This is a genomic window from Streptomyces sp. NPDC059816, assembly GCF_042732055.1.
GTDB lineage: Bacteria > Actinomycetota > Actinomycetes > Streptomycetales > Streptomycetaceae > Streptomyces.
Window position 1 is genome coordinate 66,939 of the sequence record NZ_JBHWIQ010000015.1, and the last position, 23,713, is coordinate 90,651.

At 70.9% G+C, this 23,713-nt stretch carries 22 protein-coding genes and 1 pseudogene; 20 read left to right on the plus strand and 3 right to left on the minus strand.

Annotated elements, in window-relative coordinates; translation table 11 throughout:
* Positions 1-53: 53 nt before the first annotated feature.
* Both ACFV88_RS20525 and ACFV88_RS20530 read left to right on the plus strand, forming a co-directional pair.
* Positions 54-956, plus strand: a complete 903-nt coding sequence (locus tag ACFV88_RS20525; RefSeq protein ID WP_385493092.1) for a tRNA (adenine-N1)-methyltransferase — start codon at positions 54-56, stop codon at positions 954-956.
* A gap of 283 nt (positions 957-1,239) precedes the next feature.
* Positions 1,240-1,818, plus strand: a complete 579-nt coding sequence (locus ACFV88_RS20530) for a hypothetical protein (protein WP_385493093.1) — start codon at positions 1,240-1,242, stop codon at positions 1,816-1,818.
* Positions 1,819-1,873: 55 nt separating this feature from the next.
* On the opposite strand, the gene ACFV88_RS20535 is transcribed toward ACFV88_RS20530, so the two are convergent.
* On the minus strand, positions 1,874-2,206 hold the full coding sequence (locus ACFV88_RS20535; protein ID WP_385493094.1) for a ferredoxin: 333 nt from the start codon (positions 2,204-2,206) through the stop codon (positions 1,874-1,876).
* Positions 2,207-2,726: 520 nt separating this feature from the next.
* On the opposite strand from ACFV88_RS20535, the gene arc reads away from it, so the two are divergent.
* The 6 genes and pseudogenes from arc (at position 2,727) to prcA (ending at position 8,731) form a co-directional block, all read left to right on the plus strand.
* A complete protein-coding gene (gene arc, locus ACFV88_RS20540) occupies positions 2,727-4,490 on the plus strand; it encodes a proteasome ATPase (RefSeq protein ID WP_385493095.1) in 1,764 nt (587 codons plus the stop codon).
* A 234-nt stretch (positions 4,491-4,724) separates the two neighbouring features.
* Positions 4,725-6,236, plus strand: a complete 1,512-nt coding sequence (dop, locus tag ACFV88_RS20545; protein ID WP_385493096.1) for a depupylase/deamidase Dop — start codon at positions 4,725-4,727, stop codon at positions 6,234-6,236.
* Positions 6,237-6,418: 182 nt separating this feature from the next.
* A complete protein-coding gene (locus ACFV88_RS20550) occupies positions 6,419-6,637 on the plus strand; it encodes a ubiquitin-like protein Pup (RefSeq protein ID WP_385493097.1) in 219 nt (72 codons plus the stop codon).
* Positions 6,638-6,760: 123 nt separating this feature from the next.
* A pseudogene (locus ACFV88_RS20555) lies at positions 6,761-7,006 on the plus strand (endonuclease domain-containing protein); the annotation flags it as partial.
* Positions 6,961-7,806: a proteasome subunit beta gene (prcB, locus tag ACFV88_RS20560; protein ID WP_385493098.1), complete on the plus strand. Its 846-nt coding sequence runs from the start codon at positions 6,961-6,963 to the stop codon at positions 7,804-7,806. The pseudogene ACFV88_RS20555 and the gene prcB, both read left to right, overlap by 46 nt.
* A 49-nt stretch (positions 7,807-7,855) precedes the next feature.
* On the plus strand, positions 7,856-8,731 hold the full coding sequence (gene prcA, locus ACFV88_RS20565; protein WP_385493099.1) for a proteasome subunit alpha: 876 nt from the start codon (positions 7,856-7,858) through the stop codon (positions 8,729-8,731).
* Between the two features lie 80 nt (positions 8,732-8,811).
* On the opposite strand, the gene ACFV88_RS20570 is transcribed toward prcA, so the two are convergent.
* Positions 8,812-9,900: a LacI family DNA-binding transcriptional regulator gene (locus ACFV88_RS20570; RefSeq protein WP_385493100.1), complete on the minus strand. Its 1,089-nt coding sequence runs from the start codon at positions 9,898-9,900 to the stop codon at positions 8,812-8,814.
* 144 nt (positions 9,901-10,044) lie between these two features.
* Between ACFV88_RS20570 and ACFV88_RS20575 the strand changes: the two genes are divergently transcribed.
* The 10 genes from ACFV88_RS20575 to tatC all read left to right on the plus strand — a co-directional run bounded on the left by ACFV88_RS20575 (position 10,045) and on the right by tatC (position 18,740).
* The gene (locus ACFV88_RS20575; protein WP_385493102.1) at positions 10,045-11,304 is read left to right on the plus strand and encodes an MFS transporter; all 1,260 of its coding nucleotides are present in this window, start codon (positions 10,045-10,047) and stop codon (positions 11,302-11,304) included.
* A 9-nt stretch (positions 11,305-11,313) separates the two neighbouring features.
* Positions 11,314-12,675: a Pup--protein ligase gene (gene pafA / locus ACFV88_RS20580; RefSeq protein WP_385493103.1), complete on the plus strand. Its 1,362-nt coding sequence runs from the start codon at positions 11,314-11,316 to the stop codon at positions 12,673-12,675.
* A 238-nt stretch (positions 12,676-12,913) separates the two neighbouring features.
* Positions 12,914-13,912, plus strand: a complete 999-nt coding sequence (locus ACFV88_RS20585) for an FKBP-type peptidyl-prolyl cis-trans isomerase (protein ID WP_385493104.1) — start codon at positions 12,914-12,916, stop codon at positions 13,910-13,912.
* A 42-nt stretch (positions 13,913-13,954) separates the two neighbouring features.
* Positions 13,955-14,326 (plus strand): FKBP-type peptidyl-prolyl cis-trans isomerase, encoded by a 372-nt coding sequence (locus ACFV88_RS20590; RefSeq protein ID WP_385493105.1) that lies wholly within the window; start codon positions 13,955-13,957, stop codon positions 14,324-14,326.
* Between the two features lie 132 nt (positions 14,327-14,458).
* Complete coding sequence (locus ACFV88_RS20595; protein ID WP_385493106.1) at positions 14,459-15,436, plus strand: helix-turn-helix transcriptional regulator; 978 nt, start codon at positions 14,459-14,461, stop codon at positions 15,434-15,436.
* Positions 15,437-15,514: 78 nt separating this feature from the next.
* The gene (locus ACFV88_RS20600; RefSeq protein WP_385493236.1) at positions 15,515-16,516 is read left to right on the plus strand and encodes a helix-turn-helix transcriptional regulator; all 1,002 of its coding nucleotides are present in this window, start codon (positions 15,515-15,517) and stop codon (positions 16,514-16,516) included.
* A 167-nt stretch (positions 16,517-16,683) separates the two neighbouring features.
* Entirely contained in the window at positions 16,684-16,959 is a 276-nt protein-coding gene (locus ACFV88_RS20605; RefSeq protein WP_385493237.1) for a hypothetical protein, read from the plus strand.
* Between the two features lie 9 nt (positions 16,960-16,968).
* A complete protein-coding gene (locus ACFV88_RS20610) occupies positions 16,969-17,169 on the plus strand; it encodes a hypothetical protein (protein ID WP_385493107.1) in 201 nt (66 codons plus the stop codon).
* Positions 17,170-17,451: 282 nt separating this feature from the next.
* Positions 17,452-17,736, plus strand: coding sequence for a Sec-independent protein translocase subunit TatA (tatA, locus tag ACFV88_RS20615; protein WP_385493108.1), 285 nt, complete (start codon positions 17,452-17,454; stop codon positions 17,734-17,736).
* 47 nt (positions 17,737-17,783) lie between these two features.
* Positions 17,784-18,740 carry a twin-arginine translocase subunit TatC gene (gene tatC, locus ACFV88_RS20620; protein WP_385493110.1) on the plus strand — a complete coding sequence of 319 codons (957 nt, stop codon included), beginning with the start codon at positions 17,784-17,786 and terminating at the stop codon, positions 18,738-18,740.
* 129 nt (positions 18,741-18,869) lie between these two features.
* Here tatC and ACFV88_RS20625 read toward each other — a convergent pair whose 3' ends face one another.
* Complete coding sequence (locus ACFV88_RS20625) at positions 18,870-19,367, minus strand: hypothetical protein (RefSeq protein ID WP_385493111.1); 498 nt, start codon at positions 19,365-19,367, stop codon at positions 18,870-18,872.
* Between the two features lie 183 nt (positions 19,368-19,550).
* Between ACFV88_RS20625 and ACFV88_RS20630 the strand changes: the two genes are divergently transcribed.
* Positions 19,551-20,471 (plus strand): diacylglycerol kinase, encoded by a 921-nt coding sequence (locus tag ACFV88_RS20630; RefSeq protein WP_385493113.1) that lies wholly within the window; start codon positions 19,551-19,553, stop codon positions 20,469-20,471.
* Positions 20,472-20,561: 90 nt separating this feature from the next.
* Complete coding sequence (locus ACFV88_RS20635; protein WP_385493114.1) at positions 20,562-23,378, plus strand: DEAD/DEAH box helicase; 2,817 nt, start codon at positions 20,562-20,564, stop codon at positions 23,376-23,378.
* Positions 23,379-23,713: the final 335 nt, after the last annotated feature.

Sequence of the window (23,713 nt, forward strand, 5' to 3'; positions counted from 1 at the left end):
GGCCCCGCCCCGCGGTGGTCCGAGGCCCCCGTCACGGACGGTAGGCTGGTCACATGTCCGAACCGACCGGTGCCGCCCGCCGCCGTGGGCCCTTCAAGGTCGGGGACCAGGTCCAGCTCACCGACCCCAAGGGACGCCACTACACGTTCACGCTCGAAGCCGGGAAGAACTTCCACACCCACAAAGGGTCGTTCCCGCACGACGAGCTGATCGGCTCCCCCGAGGGCAGTGTTGTCCGCACCACGGGGAACGTCGCCTACCTAGCGCTGCGCCCCCTGCTCCCCGACTATGTCCTGTCCATGCCCCGCGGCGCCGCCGTGGTCTACCCCAAGGACGCGGGGCAGATCCTCGCCTTCGCGGACATCTTCCCCGGCGCCCGCGTCGTGGAAGCGGGAGTGGGCTCCGGATCGCTGAGCAGCTTCCTGCTCCGCGCCATCGGCGACCAGGGCATGCTCCACTCCTACGAGCGCCGCGAGGACTTCGCGGACATCGCCCGGCAGAACGTGGAGCGCTACTTCGGCGGCCCGCACCCGGCCTGGCAGCTGACCGTCGGCGACCTCCAGGACAACCTGTCCGACACGGACGTCGACCGGGTCATCCTCGACATGCTGGCGCCCTGGGAGTGCCTGGAGGCCGTTTCCAAGGCCCTCGTCCCCGGTGGCATCGTCTGCTGCTACGTGGCGACGACGACCCAGCTCGCCCGGACCGTGGAGTCCATCCGGGAGATCGGCTGCTTCAACGAGCCGACCGCCTGGGAGACGATGATCCGCAACTGGCACATCGAGGGTCTCGCCGTACGCCCCGACCACCGCATGATCGGTCACACCGGGTTCCTCCTCACCGCCCGTCGGCTCGCCGACGGCGTCGAGCCCCCGATGCGCCGCCGCCGCCCCGCCAAGGGTGCGTACGGCGACGACTACTCGGGTCCCAACGCCGACGGCGGCGCCACCCGCTGACCCGTGCCACCCGCCCCACAGACGGCATCGCGTGCCAGCTGCGGGGCCCCTCGGGCCAACACGGCCGTATCGGCCACACCTTTCACAACGCGCGGATGCCGCCGCCGAGTTCCCGGTCCGTCCGGGAAACTCGACGGCGGCATCCGCGCGTTGAGCGCGTGCCGTGCCGGGTGACCCGCGACCCGCCGTTCCCGGAACCCCGGCCCCGCCGTTCCCCTGCCTCGCGCCGTGTGGCACGATGCTGGCCACCCCACCGGCACAGCCCTCACAGGAGACACTCCTCGTGCAGCACCCCGCCGTTCCGGAACTGGCGCACACCCGCACCCGGCCCATCCACTGGGTGGCCACCGCCGCGGCCCTCGCCGGTGTGATCGCGGCCTCGTCCCTCCTCCAGCCCGACGCGGCGACGGCCGTCCAGGAGGGCCGTCCCCGGGCCGACGCCCGGAAGGTTCCCGGCCCCGCACCCGATCCGGCCGACGTGACGCTCCCGCTCGACTGCGGTCCCGTCGGGGTGCGCGTCGTCCAGGAGGCGAGCGGCGACCTCGACGGGGACGGGACGCCCGAGACGGTCGCGGTGGCGCGCTGCGACACGGGCATGGGGACGCCGCCCAGCGGGGTCTACGTCCTCACCCGGGCCGGCGCCGAAGCGGCCCCCCGGGTGGTCGCCACCCTGGTCGAGCCCAAGGACCGGCTGAGCGTCACCGATCTCTCCGTACGCGGCGGGACCGTGCTCGCCACCCTGCTCGGCTACTCCTCGCCCGAGGTGCCCAACTGCTGTCCGGACGAGCGCAAGCGGACCACCTGGACCTGGCACGACGGCCGTTTCCACAGCGCCGACACCGGGCGTGCACTGAGCGCCTGACGGGCCCTGCGCCGGCCCGGCCGCTCGGACCGTGCGGACGGCACCGCGTGCCGTCTCAGGCCGCGTCCGGTCCGTGCACCTCGACCCGGTCGGTGATCCGCCGCACGTGGATGCAGTCCCCGGGGCACTCCTTGGCGGAGTCGGCGACGTCCTGCAACAGCGGCAGCGGCACCCGGGTCGTGGCCCCCGGAGCCTGGAGCAACTCGTCGTCGGCGCTCTTCACGTAGGCCAGACCGTCGATGTCCAGCTCGAAGACCTCCGGGGCGTACTGCACACAGATCCCGTCGCCCGTGCAGAGGTCCTGGTCGATCCAGACCTCCAGCTCGGGGCCGTCGCCCTCCCGCGTCCCGGACCGGTCCTCTTGCCCCACCGTCTTGTCTCCCACCATGAGCCGCGCAACTCGTGCACCCGCCGGGCCGGGCCGGTCGCCGGACGACTCCGAGGGCTCCGGGGCCTCGTGGACCCCGGCGGCCCCGGTCGATCTCCCGGGCGAACACCCGTCCCGCGCGCGTGCCGGACGTCTCGACGATACAACCGCCCGCACCGGCGCCGGTGCCCCGCCCACGGCACACGCAGCGTCACCGCCGGTCGCTGCTGCCGCTGGCCGAAAACCGGGTCGGAGCACCCGTCGTGCACACGTGGCGCCCGTCACATCAGAGGGGCCGATCCGCTCCCCGGACACCCGGACCACGGCACAAGTCGGCCGCCCGGTGATGGGTGTTGACCATTTCCTGAGCGGACCGGGCCGCTTTCAGACGTCATTCCGTGGGTATCCACCTGGCGTGAGGGAGAGCGCAAGGGTGAAGATCGGACACACCCCCACGGTCTTTGTGATCTAGGGGTTTCAATCGACACCCACCCAGGTAGGGTCAGGAAGCGTCCAGCTCCCCTTGGAGGAGGTGAGGACCGTGGCAGCCCACGACGACACGAACCGCGGCATCCGCCCGGGTCGGGGGTCCGATGACCCGGCCGGTCAGATCGCCTATCTTGAGCAGGAGATCGCCGTCCTGCGACGCAAGCTCGCCGACTCTCCGCGGCACACGAGGATTCTCGAAGAGCGGATCGTCGAACTCCAGACGAACCTGGCCGGCGTGTCCGCGCAGAACGAACGACTCGCGAACACGCTCCGTGAGGCCCGCGACCAGATCGTGGCCCTCAAGGAGGAGGTCGACCGGCTCGCCCAGCCGCCGGCCGGCTTCGGCGTCTTCCTCACCGCCAACGAGGACGGCACCGCCGACATCTTCACCGGGGGCCGCAAGCTCCGGGTGAACGTGAGCCCGAGCGTCGAACTCGACGAACTCCGGCGCGGCCAGGAAGTCATGCTGAACGAGGCGCTCAACGTGGTCGAGGCCATGACGTACGAGCGCGTCGGCGACATCGTCACCCTCAAGGAGATCCTGGAGGACGGCGAACGCGCCCTGGTCGTCGGACACACCGACGAAGAGCGCGTCGTCCGGCTCGCCGAGCCGCTCCTCGACGTGACCATCCGCCCGGGTGACGCCCTGCTCCTCGAATCCCGCTCCGGCTACGTCTACGAGGTCGTGCCCAAGAGCGAGGTCGAGGAACTCGTCCTCGAAGAGGTCCCGGACATCGGCTACGAGCAGATCGGCGGTCTGGGCAACCAGATCGAGCTGATCCGCGACGCGGTCGAGCTCCCCTACCTCTACCCGGACCTGTTCAAGGAGCACGAACTGCGCCCGCCCAAGGGCGTCCTCCTCTACGGCCCGCCCGGGTGCGGGAAGACCCTCATCGCCAAGGCGGTGGCCAACTCCCTCGCGAAGAAGGTCGCCGAAGTCACCGGGCAGGCGTCGGGCAAGAGCTTCTTCCTCAACATCAAGGGCCCGGAGCTGCTCAACAAGTACGTCGGCGAGACCGAGCGGCAGATCCGCCTGGTGTTCCAGCGAGCCCGTGAGAAGGCCAGCGAGGGCACCCCGGTCATCGTCTTCTTCGACGAGATGGAGTCCCTGTTCCGCACCCGCGGCTCGGGCGTCAGCTCGGACGTCGAGAACACCATCGTCCCGCAGCTCCTCGCCGAGATCGACGGTGTCGAGGGCCTGGAGAACGTGGTCGTCATCGGTGCCTCCAACCGCGAGGACATGATCGACCCCGCGATCCTGCGGCCCGGCCGGCTCGATGTGAAGATCAAGATCGAGCGTCCGGACGCCGAGGCGGCCAAGGACATCTTCGGCAAGTACCTCACCCAGCGGCTCCCGCTGCACTCCGACGACCTCGGAGAGCACGGCGGCGACCGCGGGGCCACGGTGCAGGGCATGATCCAGACCGCCGTCGAGCAGATGTACGCCGAGTCCGAGGAGAACCGCTTCCTGGAGGTCACCTACGCCAACGGTGACAAGGAGGTCCTGTACTTCAAGGACTTCAACTCCGGCGCCATGATCGAGAACATCGTGGGCCGTGCCAAGAAGATGGCGATCAAGGCGTTCCTGGAGCAGAACCAGAAGGGGCTGCGGGTCTCCCACCTCCTCCAGGCGTGCGTGGACGAGTTCAAGGAGAACGAGGACCTCCCCAACACCACCAACCCGGACGACTGGGCCCGGATCTCCGGCAAGAAGGGCGAGCGGATCGTCTACATCCGCACCCTGGTCACCGGGAAGCAGGGCGCCGACACCGGACGCTCCATCGACACGGTGGCGAACACCGGCCAGTACCTCTAGACGAACCGGGCGGCTGCGGGTGCCCACGGGTGCCCGCAGCCGACTGTTTCACCGGACGGCACACGGTGACACGGCAATGACGAGAATGATCTCCCCACCAGCGCAGAGGCGTCATAGGCTCTCCTGTACCGCCGCGTCACGCAGTGCGGGGACGGGCACCGCACACGGACCGGAGCACCAGCGGTACTTGAGCGCCGCCCCCGCCCGGGGGCGTCGTCGGGCAAGGAGGGCCGCATGACCGTACGGCGAGTAATGGGCATCGAGACGGAGTACGGCATCTCCGTTCCCGGCCACCCCAATGCCAATGCCATGCTCACCTCTTCCCAGATCGTCAACGCCTACGCGGCAGCGATGCACCGGGCCCGCCGGGCCCGGTGGGACTTCGAGGAGGAGAACCCGCTGCGTGACGCCCGGGGCTTCGACCTCGCGCGCGAGGCCGCCGACTCCAGCCAGCTCACCGACGAGGACATCGGCCTCGCCAACGTCATCCTGACCAACGGCGCCCGGCTCTACGTGGACCACGCGCATCCCGAGTACAGCTCCCCGGAGATCACCAACCCGCGGGACGCCGTCCTGTGGGACAAGGCGGGGGAGCGGATCATGGCGGAGGCCGCCGAGCGGGCCGCCCAGCTCCCCGGCGCGCAGCCCATCCACCTCTACAAGAACAACACCGACAACAAGGGCGCCTCCTACGGGACGCACGAGAACTACCTGATGAAGCGGGAGACCGCCTTCTCGGACATCGTGCGCCACCTCACGCCCTTCTTCGTCTCCCGGCAGGTCGTCACCGGGGCCGGTCGCGTCGGGATCGGCCAGGACGGCCACGAAGACGGCTTCCAGATCAGCCAGCGCGCGGACTACTTCGAGGTCGAGGTCGGCCTGGAGACCACGCTGAAGCGGCCCATCATCAACACCCGGGACGAGCCGCACGCCGACGCCGAGAAGTACCGGCGCCTCCATGTGATCATCGGCGACGCCAACCTCTCCGAGATCTCCACCTATCTGAAGCTCGGCACCACCGCACTGGTCCTGTCCATGATCGAGGACGGCTTCATCGCCGTGGACCTCGCCGTCGACCAGCCGGTGCGCACGCTGCACCAGGTCTCGCACGACCCCGGGCTGCAACGGCTCATCACGCTCCGCAGCGGACGCACGCTCACCGCGGTACAGCTCCAGATGGAGTACTACGAGCTGTCCCGCAAGTACGTGGAGGAACGGTTCGGGGCCGATGCGGACGAACAGACCCGGGACGTGCTCGCCCGGTGGGAAGACACGCTGAACCGGCTGGAGAACGATCCGATGAGCCTGTCCGGGGAGCTGGACTGGGTCGCCAAGCGGGAGCTGATGGAGGGCTACCGGCGGCGGGACGGCCTCGACTGGGACGCCGCCCGGCTGCACCTGGTCGACCTCCAGTACGCGGATGTGCGCGCCGAGAAGGGCCTGTACAACCGGCTGGTGGCCCGGGGCAAGATGCAGCGGCTCCTGGACGAGGAGGAGGTGGAACGGGCCCGCACCAAGCCCCCGGAGGACACCAGGGCCTACTTCCGGGGACGCTGTCTGGAGCAGTACGCGGACGACGTGGCCGCGGCCTCCTGGGACTCCGTGATCTTCGACCTGCCCGGTCGGGACTCCCTCCAGCGGGTCCCCACCCTGGAACCGTTGCGCGGCACGCGCAACCACGTCAAAGCGCTCCTCGACCGCTGTCGCACGGCCGAGGAACTCGTCAAGGTCCTGTCCGGCGGGTGACCGGCGCAGCGGGACCGGTACCGAAACCGGTCCCCGGAGCGGCTGAAGGGCACCGTCCCCGGGAATCATGATGATGATCCCCGGACGTTGTACGAACGCGGGGGCCGATGTCGGACCCAGCTTGTAGGGTCTGATCTTGACCGATCGAACTGAGTCGGGCGAACCGAGCGGGGTGAGGGTTGATGGCGACCAAGGACACCGGCGGCGGACAGCAGAAGGCCACGCGCACCAACGAGGAGACCGAGGAGCAGGCGCAGGACGCGCAGGCGTCCGAGGACCTCAAGGAGCGCCAGGAGAAACTGAGCGACGACGTCGACTCCGTTCTGGACGAGATCGACGACGTCCTGGAGGAGAACGCCGAGGACTTCGTGCGCTCCTTCGTGCAAAAGGGCGGCCAGTAACGAACGGGCCGGACCCGCGCGGTCCGAAGACGCCCTCGCGCGACCGCGGGCGGGTCCTGTGCCCGCGGTCGCGCGGCGGGTCGGCCCGCCCGCGCCGGTCCGGTGCGAACACCCGGGCGGGCGGTGGCGCGTCCGACCGCGCACCACCACCTCCCGCGCCGTTCCCGGCCCCGTACGTTCCGGCCCTCCACGCATGTGGATCACGGCCGCGAGGCGGGTAAGGTCCCTGGCGTACCGTGCTTCAACTGCAATTCGGCCGTCGGCAAGTTGGGCGCCGATCCCGACACCGTCCGCAGGGCTGCCGCTTATCTGGAGGGAAACTCGTGGAAGCCAACAACCGTGGCACCGGGCGTCTACCAGCTGCCTTCCTCACCCCCGGCTCGTCGTCCTTCGTGGACTTCCTCTCCGTGCACCAGCCGGACATGCTGCCGGGCAACCGGGCGCTGCCCCCGGTCCAGGGCGCCATCGCGGTGCCGCACGGCACTACGATCGTCGCCGTGACCTTCCCGGGCGGTGTGGTGCTCGCCGGTGACCGGCGGGCCACGATGGGCAGCATGATCGCGCAGCGGGACATCGAGAAGGTGTTCCCGGCGGACGAGTACTCGGCCGTCGGCATCGCCGGCACGGCGGGCCTCGCGGTCGAGATGGTCAAGCTGTTCCAACTGGAGTTGGAGCACTTCGAGAAGGTCGAGGGCGTCCAGCTCTCCCTGGAGGGCAAGGCCAACCGGCTCTCCACGATGATCCGTTCCAACCTCGGGATGGCCATGCAGGGCCTCGCCGTGGTGCCCCTCTTCGCCGGCTACGACGTCGACCGCGAGAAGGGCCGCGTCTTCAGTTACGACGTGACGGGCGGACGGAGCGAGGAGCAGGGCTTCGCGGCCACCGGCTCGGGCTCGATCTTCGCCCGCGGCTCGATGAAGAAGCTCTACCACGACGAGCTCACCGAACAGCAGGCGACGACGCTCGTGGTGCAGGCGTTGTACGACGCCGCCGACGACGATTCGGCGACCGGCGGCCCGGACGTGGCCCGGCGCATCTACCCGATCGTGACCGTGATCACCGAGAGCGGATTCCGCAGGCTGACGGAGGCCGAGTCCTCCGAGATCGCCCGCTCGATCCTGGAGCGGCGTCTGGAGCAGCCCGACGGCCCCCGTGCCGCCCTGCTCTGACCACCTGCCGAAACCGTAATCGCCACTCACAGAAAAGGACGGACAGCCGGTGTCTACGCCGTTCTACGTCTCACCCCAGCAGGCCATGGCCGATCGGGCGGAGTACGCGCGCAAGGGCATCGCCCGGGGGCGCAGCCTGGTCGTTCTCCAGTACACCGACGGCATCGTGTTCGTCGGTGAGAACCCGTCCCGCGCGCTGCACAAGTTCAGCGAGATCTACGACCGGATCGGCTTCGCCGCGGCCGGCAAGTACAACGAGTACGAGAACCTTCGGATCGGCGGGGTGCGCTACGCCGACCTGCGGGGTTACACCTACGACCGCGATGACGTGACCGCCCGCGGGCTGGCGAACGTGTACGCCCAGACGCTCGGCACGATCTTCTCCAGCTCGGCCGAGAAGCCGTACGAGGTGGAGCTGGTCGTCGCCGAGGTCGGTGACGCTCCCGAGGGCGACCAGATCTACCGGCTGCCGCACGACGGATCGATCGTGGACGAGCACGGCTCGGTCGCCGTCGGCGGCAACGCCGAACAGATCAGCACCTACCTGGACCAGCGCCACGAGGACGGGATGTCGCTCGCGGCGGCCCTGCGGCTGGCCGTGCAGGCCCTCTCGCGGGACACCAACGGCAGCGAGCGGGAGATCCCCGCCGAGCGCCTGGAGGTGGCGGTCCTGGACCGCACCCGCCCCCAGCAGCGCAAGTTCAAGCGGATCGTCGGGCGTCAGCTCGCCCGTCTGCTGGAGGAGGGCACCCGGCCCCCCGGCGAAGCGGCGGACTCCGCAGCGGACGACGCCGGGGCGGAGTCCGGCGCCGAGGAGACCGGCGCGCCGGCGGGCACCGCGAAGCCCGCGAAGTCCGGCAAGTCGAGCAAGCCCGCCAAGTCGACGGGCCCGGACACCGCACAAGAGGCGGACCCGGAGGCGTAGTGCACCCGGACGAGGGGCCCGACCGGTCGTAGCCGGTCCGGGCCCTTCGCCGTCCGCGGGGCGGGAGGGCAGGCGCGCCGTCAGGGCGCCCCGCGGCGGGCGGGGGCCGTCGCGGTGGAACCGCGGGACACGAGTTCCACGGGCAGGGTCACCGGCGGCGGCTGCTCGCCGTCGAGCAGCGCCAGCAGACCGCGCATCCCGTGTGCGCCGACGTCCTCGGCCGGCAGCCGCAGGGTGGTGAGTTCGGGTTCGACGGCGGTGGCGAGGGACAGGTCGTCGAAGCCGGTCACGGACAGGTCCTCGGGCACCCGCAGCCCCAGCCGCCGGGCGGTCTTCAGGACGCCGGCGGCGAGCACGTCGCTGTCGCACAGCACCGCGGTGGGCCGCTCCTCGACCGGCAGGCCCAGTACGTCGGCCACGGCGTCGCGGGCCGCGTCGACGCGCAGCGGGGCGGTGACCCGCCGGTGGGTCGCCGAGCCGTCCCGCAGTACCTCGGCGAGGGCGCTGGCCCGCACGCGGAAGGTCCACGAGTCGACGTCCGCGCCCAGGTGCAGGACGTCCCGGTGTCCGAGGGCGAGCAGATGGCGGGCCACCTGCCGCACCCCGTCGCCCACGTCGAGGTTGACGACGGCCGCGCCGTGCGCCGCCACGGGGTCGGAGTCCAGCATGACCAGGGGGAGTTCACCGCCCCTCAGGGCGGCGACCGCGTCCGGGGCCATGGAGGAGGCGATCACTCCATCCAGGGCGGCACGGGCCGACTCGAACGGGTCGGGAGCCGACCCGGCGTCGGTGGGGACGGGGTACAGGACGACGCCGAAGCCGTGCCGGGCGGCCACCCGCGCGGCACCCGCATGGACCCCGGCGAAGAAGTCGCTGTTGAGGACGGGCACCACCAGCAGCGCCGTGCGCGTGCGGCCGAGGCGCAGGTTCCGGGCCGCCAGGTTGGGGCGGTAGCCGAGGTCGCGCGCGGCGGCCCGTACCCGCTCCGCGGTGGTCGGGGCCACCCGGCCGCGCCACTTGTCGCCCAGGACGAGCGACACGGCCGCCTGGGAGACCCCTGCGGCGCGGGCGACGTCCCGACTGGTGGGCCGGGTGCCGTGGCCCCCCGTCGGCCGCCCGGCCCCCGATGACGATCCGTGACCACCGGGGTCGCCGCCCTCCGTCCTCACTGCTGCCCTCCATGTCGGTGTCCGGCCCCGGGCCGGTGGGTCCCTCGCGGTGCCCGCGGAAAGCGGGTGGACCGCCGAATGGCCCACATGGTACGTATGACGGCGACGTTATACGTAACACCTCAGGGAGTGGGAGGGCCGCGCATGGCCTCGGGGTACGGGGACATCTTCCGGGCGCGCTACGCGGCGAGGCTGCTGATCGGCACCCTCGTGGGGAGACTCCCCAGCGCCACCGCCCCCATCGCGATCGTGCTGCTGGTGCGCGCCGAGGGCGGCAGCTACAGCCTCGCGGGCGGCCTCGCGGCCGTGTACGGCCTGACCCACGCCGTCGGACAGCCCCTCCTGGGCCGTCTGGTGGACCTGCGCGGCCAACCGGGCGTCCAGGTCCCCGCCGCACTGCTGTCGGCGCTCGGCGCGAGCGTCCTCGCGTTCGCCGGGACCGACTCCCTCGCGGTGGCCTACGCGGCGGTGGCGTTCGCCGGAGTGTTCACCCCACCCCTGGAGGGCGGTCTGCGGGCACTGTGGCCGGACGTGCTGCCCCATGACGGCCAGGTGCACCGGGCGTACGCGATGGACGCGGTGGCCCAGGAGGTCATGTTCACGGTGGGGCCGCTGCTGGTGACCCTGTGCGTGTCGGTGTGGTCGCCGGCGGTGGCGCTGCTCGTCATCAACGGCCTCGGCGTGCTCGGCGCGCTGTCCGTGGTGACCACGAAGCCCTCACGGGCCTGGCGCTCCGCCCCGCGCGAGGCCCACTGGCTGGGCGCCCTGCGTTCGGGCGGACTGCTGACCCTGCTGGGCGCCTTCCTGTTCATCGGCGCGGCCCTCGGCTCCATCGCCGTGGCCGGGGCGTCCTACGCCGAGGGCCGCGGCGGGGACGTGGTGTACGGCGGGCTGATGGCGGCGTTGGGCCTGGGGGCGCTGGTCGGGGGACTGGGCTACGGCGCACGGGAGTGGGCCGGTGCCCCCGAACCGCGGCTGAGGGTCCTGGTGGCCCTGCTGGCGCTGTGTTACGTGCCGCTGGCCCTGGTGCCCGGGGTCGTCGGCATGACCCTGCTCAGCGTGCTCGCCGGGGTGTTCCTGGCGCCCGCGCTGGCCTGCGCCTTCGTGGTGGTGGACCGGCACGCCCCGCGCGGGACGGTCACCGAGGCGTTCTCCTGGTTGGTCACCACGTTCAGCGTCGGCGCGGCGGGCGGGACCGCCCTGGCCGGGCCGGTGGTGGAGTGGGGCGGCACCCGGGCGGCCTTCACGGTTCCGGCCGTGGTGGGGCTCGCCGCCCTGACCGTGCTGGTCGTCGCGAGGGCGGCGCTGGTGGTTCCGTTGCACACCGGCGTGGTGGCCGGGTCATCGGAAAATGATCGGAACGGTACGGTCGAACCCGGTTTCAGTACAGGGCATCAGGCGTAATGTTCAGTCATGGACCGCCGCATTTTCGGGCTGGAGAACGAGTACGGCGTCACATGTACGTTCAGGGGACAGCGCCGCCTGTCTCCCGACGAGGTGGCGCGGTACCTCTTCCGCCGTGTCGTGTCATGGGGCCGGAGCAGCAACGTCTTTCTGCGCAACGGCGCCCGCTTGTACCTCGATGTCGGATCGCATCCTGAATACGCGACCCCCGAATGTGACAACGTGACCGAGCTGGTCACCCACGACAAGGCCGGTGAGCGGATCCTCGAAGGGCTGCTCGTCGACGCCGAACGCCGCCTGCACGAGGAGGGAATCGCGGGCGACGTCTACCTCTTCAAGAACAACACGGATTCGGCGGGGAACTCGTACGGGTGCCACGAGAACTACCTGGTGGCCCGGCACGGCGAGTTCTCCCGACTCGCGGACATCCTCATCCCCTTCCTCGTCACCAGGCAGTTGCTCTGCGGCGCGGGCAAGGTCCTCCAGACCCCGCGCGGAGCGGTGTACTGCGTCAGCCAGCGGGCGGAACACATCTGGGAGGGCGTCAGCTCGGCCACGACGCGTTCCCGACCCATCATCAACACCCGTGACGAACCGCACGCCGACGCGGAGCGGTACCGCCGCCTCCACGTCATCGTCGGCGACTCGAACATGTCCGAGACGACGATGCTCCTCAAGGTCGGGGCCACGGACCTGGTGCTGCGCATGATCGAGGCGGGCACGGTGATGCGTGACCTGACCCTGGAGAACCCCATCCGGGCGATCCGCGAGGTCAGCCACGACATCACCGGGCAGCGCAAGGTGCGCCTCGCGAGCGGGCGCGAGGCGTCCGCCCTGGAGGTGCAGCGCGAGTACTACGAGAAGGCCGTGGACTTCTGCGAGCGCCGGGGCATCCGCACCGGCACGGTCGAGCAGGTGCTGGAACTCTGGGGCCGCACCCTGGACGCGATCGAGGCCGAGGACCTCGACCGCATCTCCACGGAGATCGACTGGGTCATGAAGTACCAGTTGATCGAGCGGTACCGGGCCAAGCACAACATGACCATGTCGAACCCGCGGGTCGCCCAGATAGACCTCGCCTACCACGACATCCACCGTCGCCGGGGCCTCTACTACCTGTTGGAGCGCCGCGGGCAGGTCGCCCGGATCTGCGACGACCTCAAGATCTTCGAGGGCAAGTCGGTGCCCCCGCAGACCACCCGGGCCCGGCTGCGCGGCGACTTCATCCGCCGTGCGCAGGAACAGCGGCGGGACTTCACCGTCGACTGGGTGCACCTCAAGCTCAACGACCAGGCGCAGCGCACCGTGCTGTGCAAGGACCCGTTCCGCTCCGTCGACGACCGGGTGGAGAAGCTCATCGCCGGCATGTGACCGGTCCGTGGGGCCGACCACGGCGGTCGCACCGATCTCCGTGAGCCGGAACCGACCCGGGGGTGTCGTACGTTCACCGTACGGCGCCCCCTCCTCGTGGGCCCGTGCTTCTCAGGGGCCACGCGTCCGTTGGGGGTCCGGCGGTGCCGGCCGGGGGCCGGAGCGCCGGAGCGCGGGGAAACCTCAGTAAGGTGGCGCGCACGCCAACCGCCAGAACGACCGATACGAGGCCCCCACCGTGCGCCGACGCTCACTCCTCTTCGCCGTGCCCGCCGGACTGTTGACGCTCGCCGCGTGCGGTGACGACAAGACCGACAAGGGCAGCGCCAGCAAGAGTTCCTCCCCCGTGCCGACCGATTCCCCCCAGCAGTCCGGGAAGATCGTGTCGGGACCCGTGCCGGACATCACCGCGGGGAAGAAGTGGGGTGAGAAGCCGACCGTGGCGAAGGGCAGCGGCACGCCGTCGTCGGACCTCGCGGTGAAGAACGTCCTGCCGGGCAGCGGTGTCACCGTCGCCAAGGGGGACCACCTCCAGGCGAACTACCTCGGCCAGATCTGGTCGTCCGCGAAGGTCTTCGACAACTCCTACGACCGTGGCGCCCCGGCCATCTTCCAGATCGGCGTGGGGCAGGTCATCCCGGGCTGGGACCAGGCCCTGGTGGGGAAGAAGGCCGGTTCCCGGGTGGAGCTGGCCATCCCGCCGTTGCTCGGGTACGGCGAACAGGGCAACGAACAGGCCGGGATCAAGGGGACGGACACGCTGGTGTTCGTCGTCGACATCGTCGACTCCTTCAACGCGAAGAGCTCCGCCCGGGGCAAGAAGATCGCCCAGGACGACAAGGCCCTGCCGAAGGTGGGGACCAACACCGACGGCAAGGCCCCCTCCGTCGACGTGCCGAAGACGGCCGCGCCGACGAAGCTCGTGTCGGAGTACGTCCTGGAGGGCGACGGCGAGGTGGTCAAGGAGACCGACTCGCTCCTCGTCCAGTACAAGGGCGTGCTCTGGGCCGACGGCAAGGAGTTCGACTCCTCCTACCAGCGCAAGCAGCTGGCCCAGTTCGCTCTGAGTCAGGTCGTCAAGGGCTGGGCGCAGGGACTCACCGGCAAGAAGGTCGGCAGCCGGGTGCTCATCGTGGTTCCGCCCGCCCTCGGCTACGGCGACAAGCCCCCGCAGGAAGGGCCGATCAAGAAGGACTCCACGCTGGTCTTCTCGGTGGACATCCTCGCGAAGATGTAACACTGGGACGGTTGCCCATCCACCTGAGCAGGAGCAATTGACGTGAGCATCGAAAAGCCCGAGATCGACTTCCCCGAGGGCGAGGCCCCCAAGGACCTTGAGATCGTGGACATCTGGGAGGGCGACGGCAGGGAGGCCAAGGCGGGCGACCTGGTCTCCGTGCACTACGTGGGCGTGGCCTTCTCCACCGGCGAGGAGTTCGACGCGAGCTGGAACCGCGGCAAGCCGCTCCAGTTCCAGTTGGGCGCCGGCCAGGTCATCAAGGGATGGGACCAGGGCGTCGAGGGCATGAAGGTCGGCGGTCGCCGCAAGCTGACGATCCCGGCGCACCTCGCGTACGGTGACCGTGGCGCGGGCGGCCGCATCGCCCCGGGCGAGACGCTGATCTTCGTGTGCGACCTCGTGTCGATCTGACGCGGTCGAATCTGATCATTTTTGATCAGCCACGGGTCCGCGCCCCCGGCGTGGGCCCGTGGCTTTTCCCGTGGCGCCCCGGGACGGTACGGTCGTCGGGCGGGTGGGCGAACGAGAGGACGTAAGGCGTCGATGGCCATCTCCAAGGCCGAGCGGCTGATGAATCTGGCGCTGTGTCTGCTCGGGACGCGGCGACCTCTCAGCAAGCGGGAACTACGGGGCTCCATCGAGGCGTACATCGAGGCGTTCGGCCCCGGTGAGGGCGCCCAGGGGACCGACGACTCGTTCAACCGGATGTTCGAACGCGACAAGGACGACCTGCGCGAACTCGGACTCGTCATCGAGACCGTCGAAAGCCTCGACGGCGACGTCGGCTACCTCGCCCGCCGCGACAGCAACCGGCTGCCGCCCATCTCCCTCGATGCGGAGGAGGCGGCGGCCCTGGGGCTCGCCGCCCGGGTGTGGCAGCAGGCCCGGCTCGCCGGAGCGGCCAGCGGCGCCCTCCAGAAACTCCGTGCGGCCGGCGTGCCCGAGACCGTCGACCCGCACGAGGGCCACGGCGCCCTGGAGCCCCGCATCCCCGTGCACGAGGCGGCCTTCGAGCCGATGATGCTGGCCTGCCGGGACCGGCGGCCCGTGCAGTTCGACTACCGCAAGGCGAACGCCGCCCGCCCGGAGCCCCGGCAGGTCGAGCCCTGGGCCCTGGAGTGCTGGCGCGGCCACTGGTACCTCGCGGGCTGGGACCGGGACCGGGAGGCGGAGCGGGTGTTCCGGCTGTCCAGGATCACCGGCCGGGTCCGCAGCCGCGTCGGCGCCTACCGCGAGCCCGTCCCCGACGTGGTCACCGTCCGGGAGACCGTCGCGCGCTGGGCCGGCGAGGGCGCGGAGCGCAGCGCCCGCATCCGACTGCGCACCGGCGCCGGCTACCCCTTGCGGGCGAAGGCGGAGACCGTACGGGAACTCGGTGACGGATGGGACGAACTGGAGGTTCCGTACGGGCACGGGCTCGATGCCTGGCTCGTCGAGTTCGGTCCCGACGTCGTGGTGCTGGAGCCCGCGGAACTGCGGGCCGACGTGGTCGATCGGCTCCGTGCCGTGGCCAAGGGCTAGAGGGGGAGACGTACCACCGTGGCAGGAAAGCCCGCCAGGCCGGCGCGCCCGGCGAACGCCATCGACCAGACCCGCCGGATGCTGTCCCTGGTCACATATCTGAGGGAGCGTCCCGGTGCCCGGGTGGAGGACGTGGCACGCGCCTTCGGGATCAGTGAGGACGAGCTGATCTCGGACCTCGACGTACTGCCGCTGTGCGGGACGAGCTTCCGCGGCGGCGACCTCCTGGACATCGACACGGACGGCGACCGCATCTGGTGGCGCAACCCCCAGGCGCTCAGCGCCGAGGCGGCGGCCCCGCTGCGGATCTCCGCCGACGAGGCCACCGCCCTGCTCGTCGCGGCCCGGGCCGTGGCCACGCTGCCGGGCCTGCGCGAGGGCGATCGGCAGGCGTTGCTGCGGGCCACCGCGAAGGTCGAGACCGCGGCGGGCGAGGCCGCGGCCCCCAGCGCCCGGCTGTCGGTCACCTTCGAGTCCGAGGGCGGCGTCTTCGCCGATGTGGACCGGGCGATCTCCGAGCGCCGCCGGCTCTGGATCAGGTACTACTCTCCCGCGCGGGACGAGGTCACCGAGCGGGAGATCGACCCCATCCGGCTGGTCAGCGTCGGTCACACCTACGTCGAGGCGTGGTGCCGCCGCTCCGAGGCCCGACGGACGTTCCGGCTGGACCGGGTCGCCGAGATCAAGGTCCTGGACGAGCCGTCGGCGCCGCCCGAGATAGAGCTGCGGGACCTGTCCGAAGCCCTGGTGCAGCCCGCCGCCGAGGACCCCGAGGTCGTCGTCGAGGTGGGACCCGGCGGTCGCTGGGTCGCCGAGTACTACCCGCACGACAGTGCCGAGGAACTGGGCGACGGGGGGCTGCGGATCTCCTTGCGCGCCCCCGACCCGGCGTCGCTGCGGCGCCTGGCGCTGCGGCTCGGGCGGGACGGGCGGATCGTCGCGCCCGAGGATCTGTCGGAGAGCGCCCGGCGTGCGGCCCGGGAGGCGCTCGCCGCCTACGACGGGCTCGACGGCGCGGACGATCCGGCCGCGCGCCCCGGCCCCGACGGGCCCGCCGACCGGCAGGAGCGAGGACTGTGACCACCCCCCCGGACTCCGGCCCCGGTTCCGTTCCGGTCGCCGGCCCCTTCGCCGTCCCGGCCCACGGAGTCCCGGCCCACGCCGTCCCGGCTCGCGGTGGAGCGGCCGAGGCCCCCGGCGCGCCCACGACCTCCACCACCGCGGAAGTTTCCGGCATATCGGATTCCATGGAGGAATCCGGGATATCGGGCGACCGGGAGTTCCCGGAGCTGGCGATGGTCACCCCCGTGGTCTTCCGCGCGGGCTGCCCCGACTGCCGCGCCCGGTTCGAACTCCCCGCCGCCGCACTGCGCCTCGCGATCGGCGGCTCGCCGCACACCACCTTCTACTCGTTCACCTGCCCCGAGTGCGACTCCGCCGTCCGCAAGCCCGCAGGTGAGCGCATCGTCGAACTCCTCACCGAGGGCGGGGTGCGGACCCTGCGCCTGCACTCCACCGTCTAGGCTCGCCCCATGTTCTGGGCCATGTTCGCGATCGCCGTCGGCTTCCTCGGTCTGCTGGTCCTCGGGATCCTCGCCGTCCGGGTCTTCGTGGCGGCGGAGCGCCTGGGGCGTGAGGTCTCCGAGGCCGCCCGCCGGATCGGCGGCGCCGCCGAAGACCTGGAGCGCGCCTCGGTGGGCGCCGCCCGCGCGGGACACGACGCGGGACTCTGACGCCAGCCGGACCGGTGACTGTGCGTACCAGATGGACCACCGGGGCGCCCCCGGTCCGCGCCAGTAACCCCCGGCTCCGATCTGTCCGGCGTCGAGGGTGGGCAGGTAGGCTGCCCACACGGTCCGGAGATTGAGGCACGGGCCAGAACGGGAGTACGTACGGGGATTGCCTCTGGTTCACCCCTGAGCGTTACGATCGCTGCTAGCACGGCGGTCGGACATCGGTCCGGCCGATCGGTCAGCAACCCGCCCCAAGCCGCCTCGGTGAGAAGGTAGACGTAGATGTTCGGTGGACGGATCGGCCCGCTTGAGATCACTCTGATCCTCGTCATCATCTTGCTCCTGTTCGGTGCGAAGAAGCTCCCCGACATGGCGCGCTCCCTCGGCAAGTCGGCCCGCATCCTCAAGAGCGAGGCCAAGGCCATGAAGTCGGAGGGTGAGCAGCCCGCGCCCACCGAGCCCCTGAACAAGGAGCAGCCGCAGGCCCAGCGCACCATCCAGGCCGCCCCCGGCGACGTGACCAGCTCACGCCCGGTGAACGAGCCCACGGACGCCCAGCAGCGCTGACGCAGCGCCGGGTCGCCCCGGTCTGCCGCACGAGATGAGGACGTGGGTTGCTCAAGTCTGCCCGCAAGAAGGAGAAGGACCCCGAGGGTCGGATGCCCCTCGTGGAGCACCTGCGCGAGCTGCGCAACCGCCTGGCGAAGGCGGTGGTGGCCATCGTGGTGGTCACGATCGTCGCCGCGTTCTTCTACAAGGACATCGTCGAGTTCGTCACCAACCCGATCCTGACGGCCGTCGGGTGTGAGGCGAGCTTCACGGAGCTGGCCGAACGCGAGGACGGCACCTGCGCCCGGATCGTGCTGAACGGTCTGCTGACGCCGTTCACCCTGGCCCTCAAGGTCTCCCTGACGGCCGGTGTGGTGTTCGCTTCGCCGATCTGGCTGTACCAGCTCTGGGCGTTCGTCGCTCCTGGCCTGCACCGGAACGAGAAGAAGTACACCCTCGGATTCGTCGCCGCCGGCGTGCCCCTGTTCATGGGCGGCGCCTTCTTCGCGTACCTCACGCTGCCGACGATGGCGACCGTGCTCCTGGAGTTCTCGCCAGCGGATCTGGACAACCAGCTGCCCCTCGACGAACTCCTGGACCTCATCACGCGCATGGTGCTGGTCTTCGGGCTCTCCTTCACCATGCCGCTGCTCCTGGTGATGCTCAACTTCACCGGCATGGTGACCGGCAAGCGGATGCTCGGCTGGTGGCGGGGGATGGTGCTGGGAGTCAGCATCTTCTCGGCGATCGTCACGCCCAGCACCGAACCGCTGACGATGCTGGCGCTCGCGGTGCCGATCTGGGTGCTCTACTTCGCCGCTTCGGTGATCTCGCTGATCAACGACCGTCGCCGGGCGATGATCGCGGCGTCCGGACCGGCGGACGACGAGGCGTCGGAACTGGATCTGACCCCGCAGGACATCGGCGAGATCGAGTCGGTCGGCGTCGGGGCGTCCGTGCCCGAACAGTCCGACGCAGGGCGCCGCACCCAGCGGGTGAACGGCTACGACGACGTCACCTGAGCCTGACCCCGGGGCTCAACGTGTGGTGGGCCCCGGGCACCCCAGGATGCCGGGTGGACGTTCGGCTTCACCTGATCGTGACGAGGGCCCCCGAAGCCTCTCGGGGGCCCTCGTCGTGTGCTGGACGGATCAGATGGAGGGGGAGCCTCCGAGCTGCCAGGTCTGGTCACCGGCGCCGTCGTTCTGGATGTTGTAAACGATCTTGCCGTCCGCGGTCCAGCCGCCCGCCGAACTGTTGGTGACCTTGTCGGTCGAGTGACTCATCGTGCCTGACCCGTCGAGGTTGATGGCGGCCGCGTAGCCCTTGGTCTTTTCCGCCTTGACCACGTTGTTGCGCTCCAGCCTCACCTGGACCTCCACCTTCTCCATCCCGCAACACACACCGCCGCCTCCGTCCGTCCAATTGACGTTGACGGACGCGTGGTACCGGTTGGAGGCGTCACGGTGGACGCACAGCTCGACCTTCAGGTCGAGGTTCGGGCCCACCGTGTCCAACTCCTTGGGCTGGACACCGGAGCACTTCTTGGCCGCGGCCGCCGAGGCGGTGGTGGGCAGGGCGACCACGCCGACGAGGGCGAGGGTTCCGACGGCAGTCGTGGCGGCGAGGCGTTGGGTCAACGAGCGCATGATGCCTACTTCCTGTGAGAAGTCTGTGAAAGGGCCGATGCTGCGGAATACTTCCGGCCGTGCGGAAGGTGCCGCAAGACGCGTCGGGGGTGTTGGCGTAGTCCCGCCGCCCGCCATGACCGCGGGGTCGGAGGTGGGCCCACCCGGGTTACGGAAGGCGTCGGACCCTTGTAAAGTCCGCCCGTGACCAGCGAGATCACCCTTTTCGTCAACCCCACCGCGGGCCGCGGGCGGGGCGCCCGGTCGGCCCGACCGGCCGCCACCGCGCTCCGGGCCGCGGGCCTGCGCGTGCGCACCCTCGTCGGTGAGACGCCGGCCGATGCACTGCGCCGGGCCCGGGAGGCCGTGCGCGGCGGCACCGGGGCGCTGGTCGTGGTCGGCGGTGACGGCATGACGGGGCTCGCACTCCAGGCCGTCGCCGGGACGGACACCCCCCTGGGGGTCATCGCGGTCGGCACCGGGAACGACTTCGCCCGCACCCTGGGCCTGCCGCTGCGCGACCCGATCGCCGCCGCACGGCTCGTCGCCGACGCACTGAAGCAGGGCCACACCCCCGCCGTCGACCTCGGCCGGGCCGGGGACCGCTGGTTCGGCACCGTCCTCGCCTCCGGCTTCGACTCCCGGGTCAACGACCGCGGCAACCGGATGCGGCTGCCGCTCGGCCGCTTCACCTACGACCTGGCGCTCCTCGCGGAACTGACCGCCTTCCGGCCGCTGCCCTACCGCCTCACCCTGGACCGGGGCCCCGCCCTGGAACTGGAGGCGACCTTGGTGGCGGTCGGCAACGGCACCTCCTACGGGGGCGGCATGCGGATCTGTGCCGGGGCCGACCCGACGGACGGCCTCCTCGACGTCACGGTGGTCGGCGACTGTAGCCGCACCACCCTGCTGCGGGTGTTCCCCCGGGTCTACCGCGGCACCCACCTCGACCACCCGAAGGTCACCGTCCACCGCGCCGTACGGGTCGAGCTGGCGGCCCCCGGGGTCACCGGGTACGCGGACGGGGAACCGCTGGGCCCCCTGCCGCTGGCCGTCACCTGCGTGCCGGGAGCCGTGCGGGTGGCCGGCGCCCGACCGTCCCTGCCCACGTCCGCAGCCGGCTGACCGCTCGGGCGTCCGGCTGACCAGCCCGGATATGACGATCCGGATAATGATCGCCCTCTGTCAGGGGTGGCGGGTAATCTCGAAAGCACGATGACTGAGGACCTCTCCCCGGCCGAGCGGTACGCGGCGTCACGGCAACGTGCCGCCGAGCAGGCCACCGCGCTCGCCTCCTTCCGCGAGATGTACGACTTCGGTCTGGACCCCTTCCAGATCGAGGCATGCCAGGCCCTCGAAGCGGGCAAGGGCGTGCTGGTCGCGGCCCCCACCGGCTCCGGCAAGACGATCGTCGGCGAGTTCGCCGTCCACCTCGCACTCCGCCACGGCAAGAAGTGCTTCTACACCACCCCGATCAAGGCCCTGTCCAACCAGAAGTACGCCGATCTGGCCAAACGGTACGGAGCGGACAAGGTCGGCCTGCTCACGGGCGACAACAGCATCAACTCCGACGCCCCCGTGGTCGTGATGACCACGGAGGTGCTGCGCAACATGCTGTACGCCGGCTCGCAGGCCCTCCTGGGCCTCGGCCACGTGGTCATGGACGAGGTGCACTACCTCTCCGACCGGTTCCGCGGCGCCGTCTGGGAGGAAGTGATCATCCACCTCCCCGAGTCGGTGACCCTGGTGTCGCTCTCCGCGACGGTCTCCAACGCGGAGGAGTTCGGTGACTGGCTCGACACGGTCCGCGGGGACACCGCGGTCATCGTCTCCGAGCACCGTCCGGTCCCGCTGTTCCAGCACGTCCTGGCCGGGCGCCGGGTCTACGACCTCTTCGAGGAGGGCGAGGGCCAGAAGAAGGCCGTCAATCCGGATCTGACCCGGATGGCGCGGATGGAGTCCTCCCGCCCCACCTGGGGACGGGACAAGCGCCGGGGCCGCGGCGTCCGGGAGGCCGACCGCGAGCGGGAGCGCCGACAGCGCACCCGGGTCTGGACCCCGGGCCGCCCCGAGGTCATCGAACGCCTCGACGCCGACGGCCTGCTGCCCGCGATCACCTTCATCTTCAGCCGCGCCGGCTGCGAGGCGGCCGTCCAACAGTGCCTGTACGCGGGACTGCGGCTCAACGACGACGAGGCCAGGGCCCGGGTCCGGGCGATCGTCGAGGAGCGCACCTCGTCGATCCCCAACGAAGACCTGCACGTCCTCGGCTACTACGAGTGGTTGGAGGGGCTGGAGCGCGGCATCGCGGCCCACCACGCGGGCATGCTGCCGACCTTCAAGGAGGTCGTCGAGGACCTCTTCGTGCGCGGCCTGGTGAAGGCGGTCTTCGCGACGGAGACCCTCGCCCTGGGCATCAACATGCCCGCCCGGTCCGTCGTCCTGGAGAAGCTCGTCAAGTGGAACGGCGAGCAGCACGCCGACATCACCCCCGGCGAGTACACCCAGCTCACCGGACGGGCCGGCCGCCGCGGCATCGACGTCGAGGGCCACGCCGTGGTGCTGTGGCAGCGCGGAATGAACCCCGAGCACCTCGCGGGCCTCGCCGGGACCCGCACCTACCCGCTGCGCTCCAGCTTCCGGCCCTCCTACAACATGGCCGTCAACCTCGTGGAGCAGTTCGGGCGCCACCGCTCCCGGGAACTGCTGGAGACGTCCTTCGCGCAGTTCCAGGCGGACCGCTCGGTCGTCGGGATCTCCCGGCAGGTGCAGCGCAACGAGGAGGGACTCGAAGGCTACAAGGCGTCCATGACCTGCCACCTGGGCGACTTCGAGGAGTACGCGCGACTGCGCCGTCAACTCAAGGACCGTGAGACGGACCTGGCCCGACAGGGCGTCTCCCAGCGTCGGGCCGCCGCGTCGACCGCCCTGGAGAAGCTCAAGCCCGGCGACGTGATCCACGTTCCGACGGGCAAGTACGCCGGTCTCGCCCTGGTCCTCGACCCGGGACTGCCCGCCGGACGCTCGAACGGACACCGCGGCTTCGACCACCACGACGGCCCGCGCCCCGTGGTCCTCACCGTCGAACGCCAGGTCAAGCGGCTCGCCGCGATGGACTTCCCGGTCCCGGTGGAGGCGCTGGAGCGGATGCGCATCCCCAAGTCCTTCAACGCGCGCTCCCCCCAGTCCCGCCGCGACCTCGCCTCGGCGCTGCGCACCAAGGCCGGGCACCTCGTACCGGAGCGCCACCGCAAGCAGCGCGCCGCCGCCGCGGACGACCGCGAACTCGCCCGGCTGCGCACGGAGATCCGCGCGCACCCCTGCCACGGCTGCGCCGACCGCGAGGACCACGCCCGGTGGGCCGAGCGGTACCACCGTCTGGTGCGGGACACCACACAGTTGGAGCGCCGCATCGAGGGGCGCACCAACACCATCGCCCGCACCTTCGACCGGATCGTCGCCCTCCTCACCGAACTCGACTACCTGCGGGGCGACGAGGTCACCGGGAACGGCAAGCGGTTGGCACGGCTCTACGGCGAACTCGACCTGCTCGCCAGCGAGTGCCTGCGGGCCGGCGTGTGGGAGGACCTCAACCCGGCGGAACTCGCCGCCTGCGCCTCCGCCCTGGTCTACGAGGCCAGGGCGGCCGACGACGCCACGGCGCCCAAGCTGCCCTCCGGCCAGGCCAAGGCGGCCCTCGGGGAGATGGTGCGGATCTGGGGCCGACTCGACGCCCTGGAGGAGGACTTCAAGATCAACCAGACGGAGGGCGTCGGCCAGCGGGAACCCGACCTCGGCTTCGCCTGGGCCGCGTACATGTGGGCCTCCGGCGCGGGCCTCGACGAGGTGCTGCGCGAGGCGGAGATGCCCGCCGGCGACTTCGTCCGCTGGTGCAAGCAGCTCATCGACGTCCTGGGGCAGATCGCGGCGGCTCCCGCCAGCGGTGGGGCGTCGTCGACGGTCGCCAAGAACGCCCGGCGGGCCGTGGACGGTCTGCTGCGGGGCGTGGTCGCGTACTCCTCGGTGGGGTGAGAGCCCCGCGGGTGGAGTTCCCGGTCCGCACGAGACGGCCCGTCCCTCAGGGGGCGGGCCGTCCGGCGTTGCCGGGCGGGGCGGAGCGCCGTTGAGGAATGTCCCGTCCGAGTGACCGGGCGAAGGGGCGTGGACGCCTCCGCGTCCGTCCTCCCCGGGCGGGCACCGTGGCCCCGCGGGACGTTCCGCTCCCGGCCCAACCCCCGTCCGACCTGTGCGATCGGCCCGGAACGGCCGCTCCGCATCCCCGAAATCCGTCACTCCACGTGTCGGTGGGATTCCCCTGCGTGTAAATCGCCCGAGTGTAGTGGCCCGCGCGCCCGGATTTCAGGTGC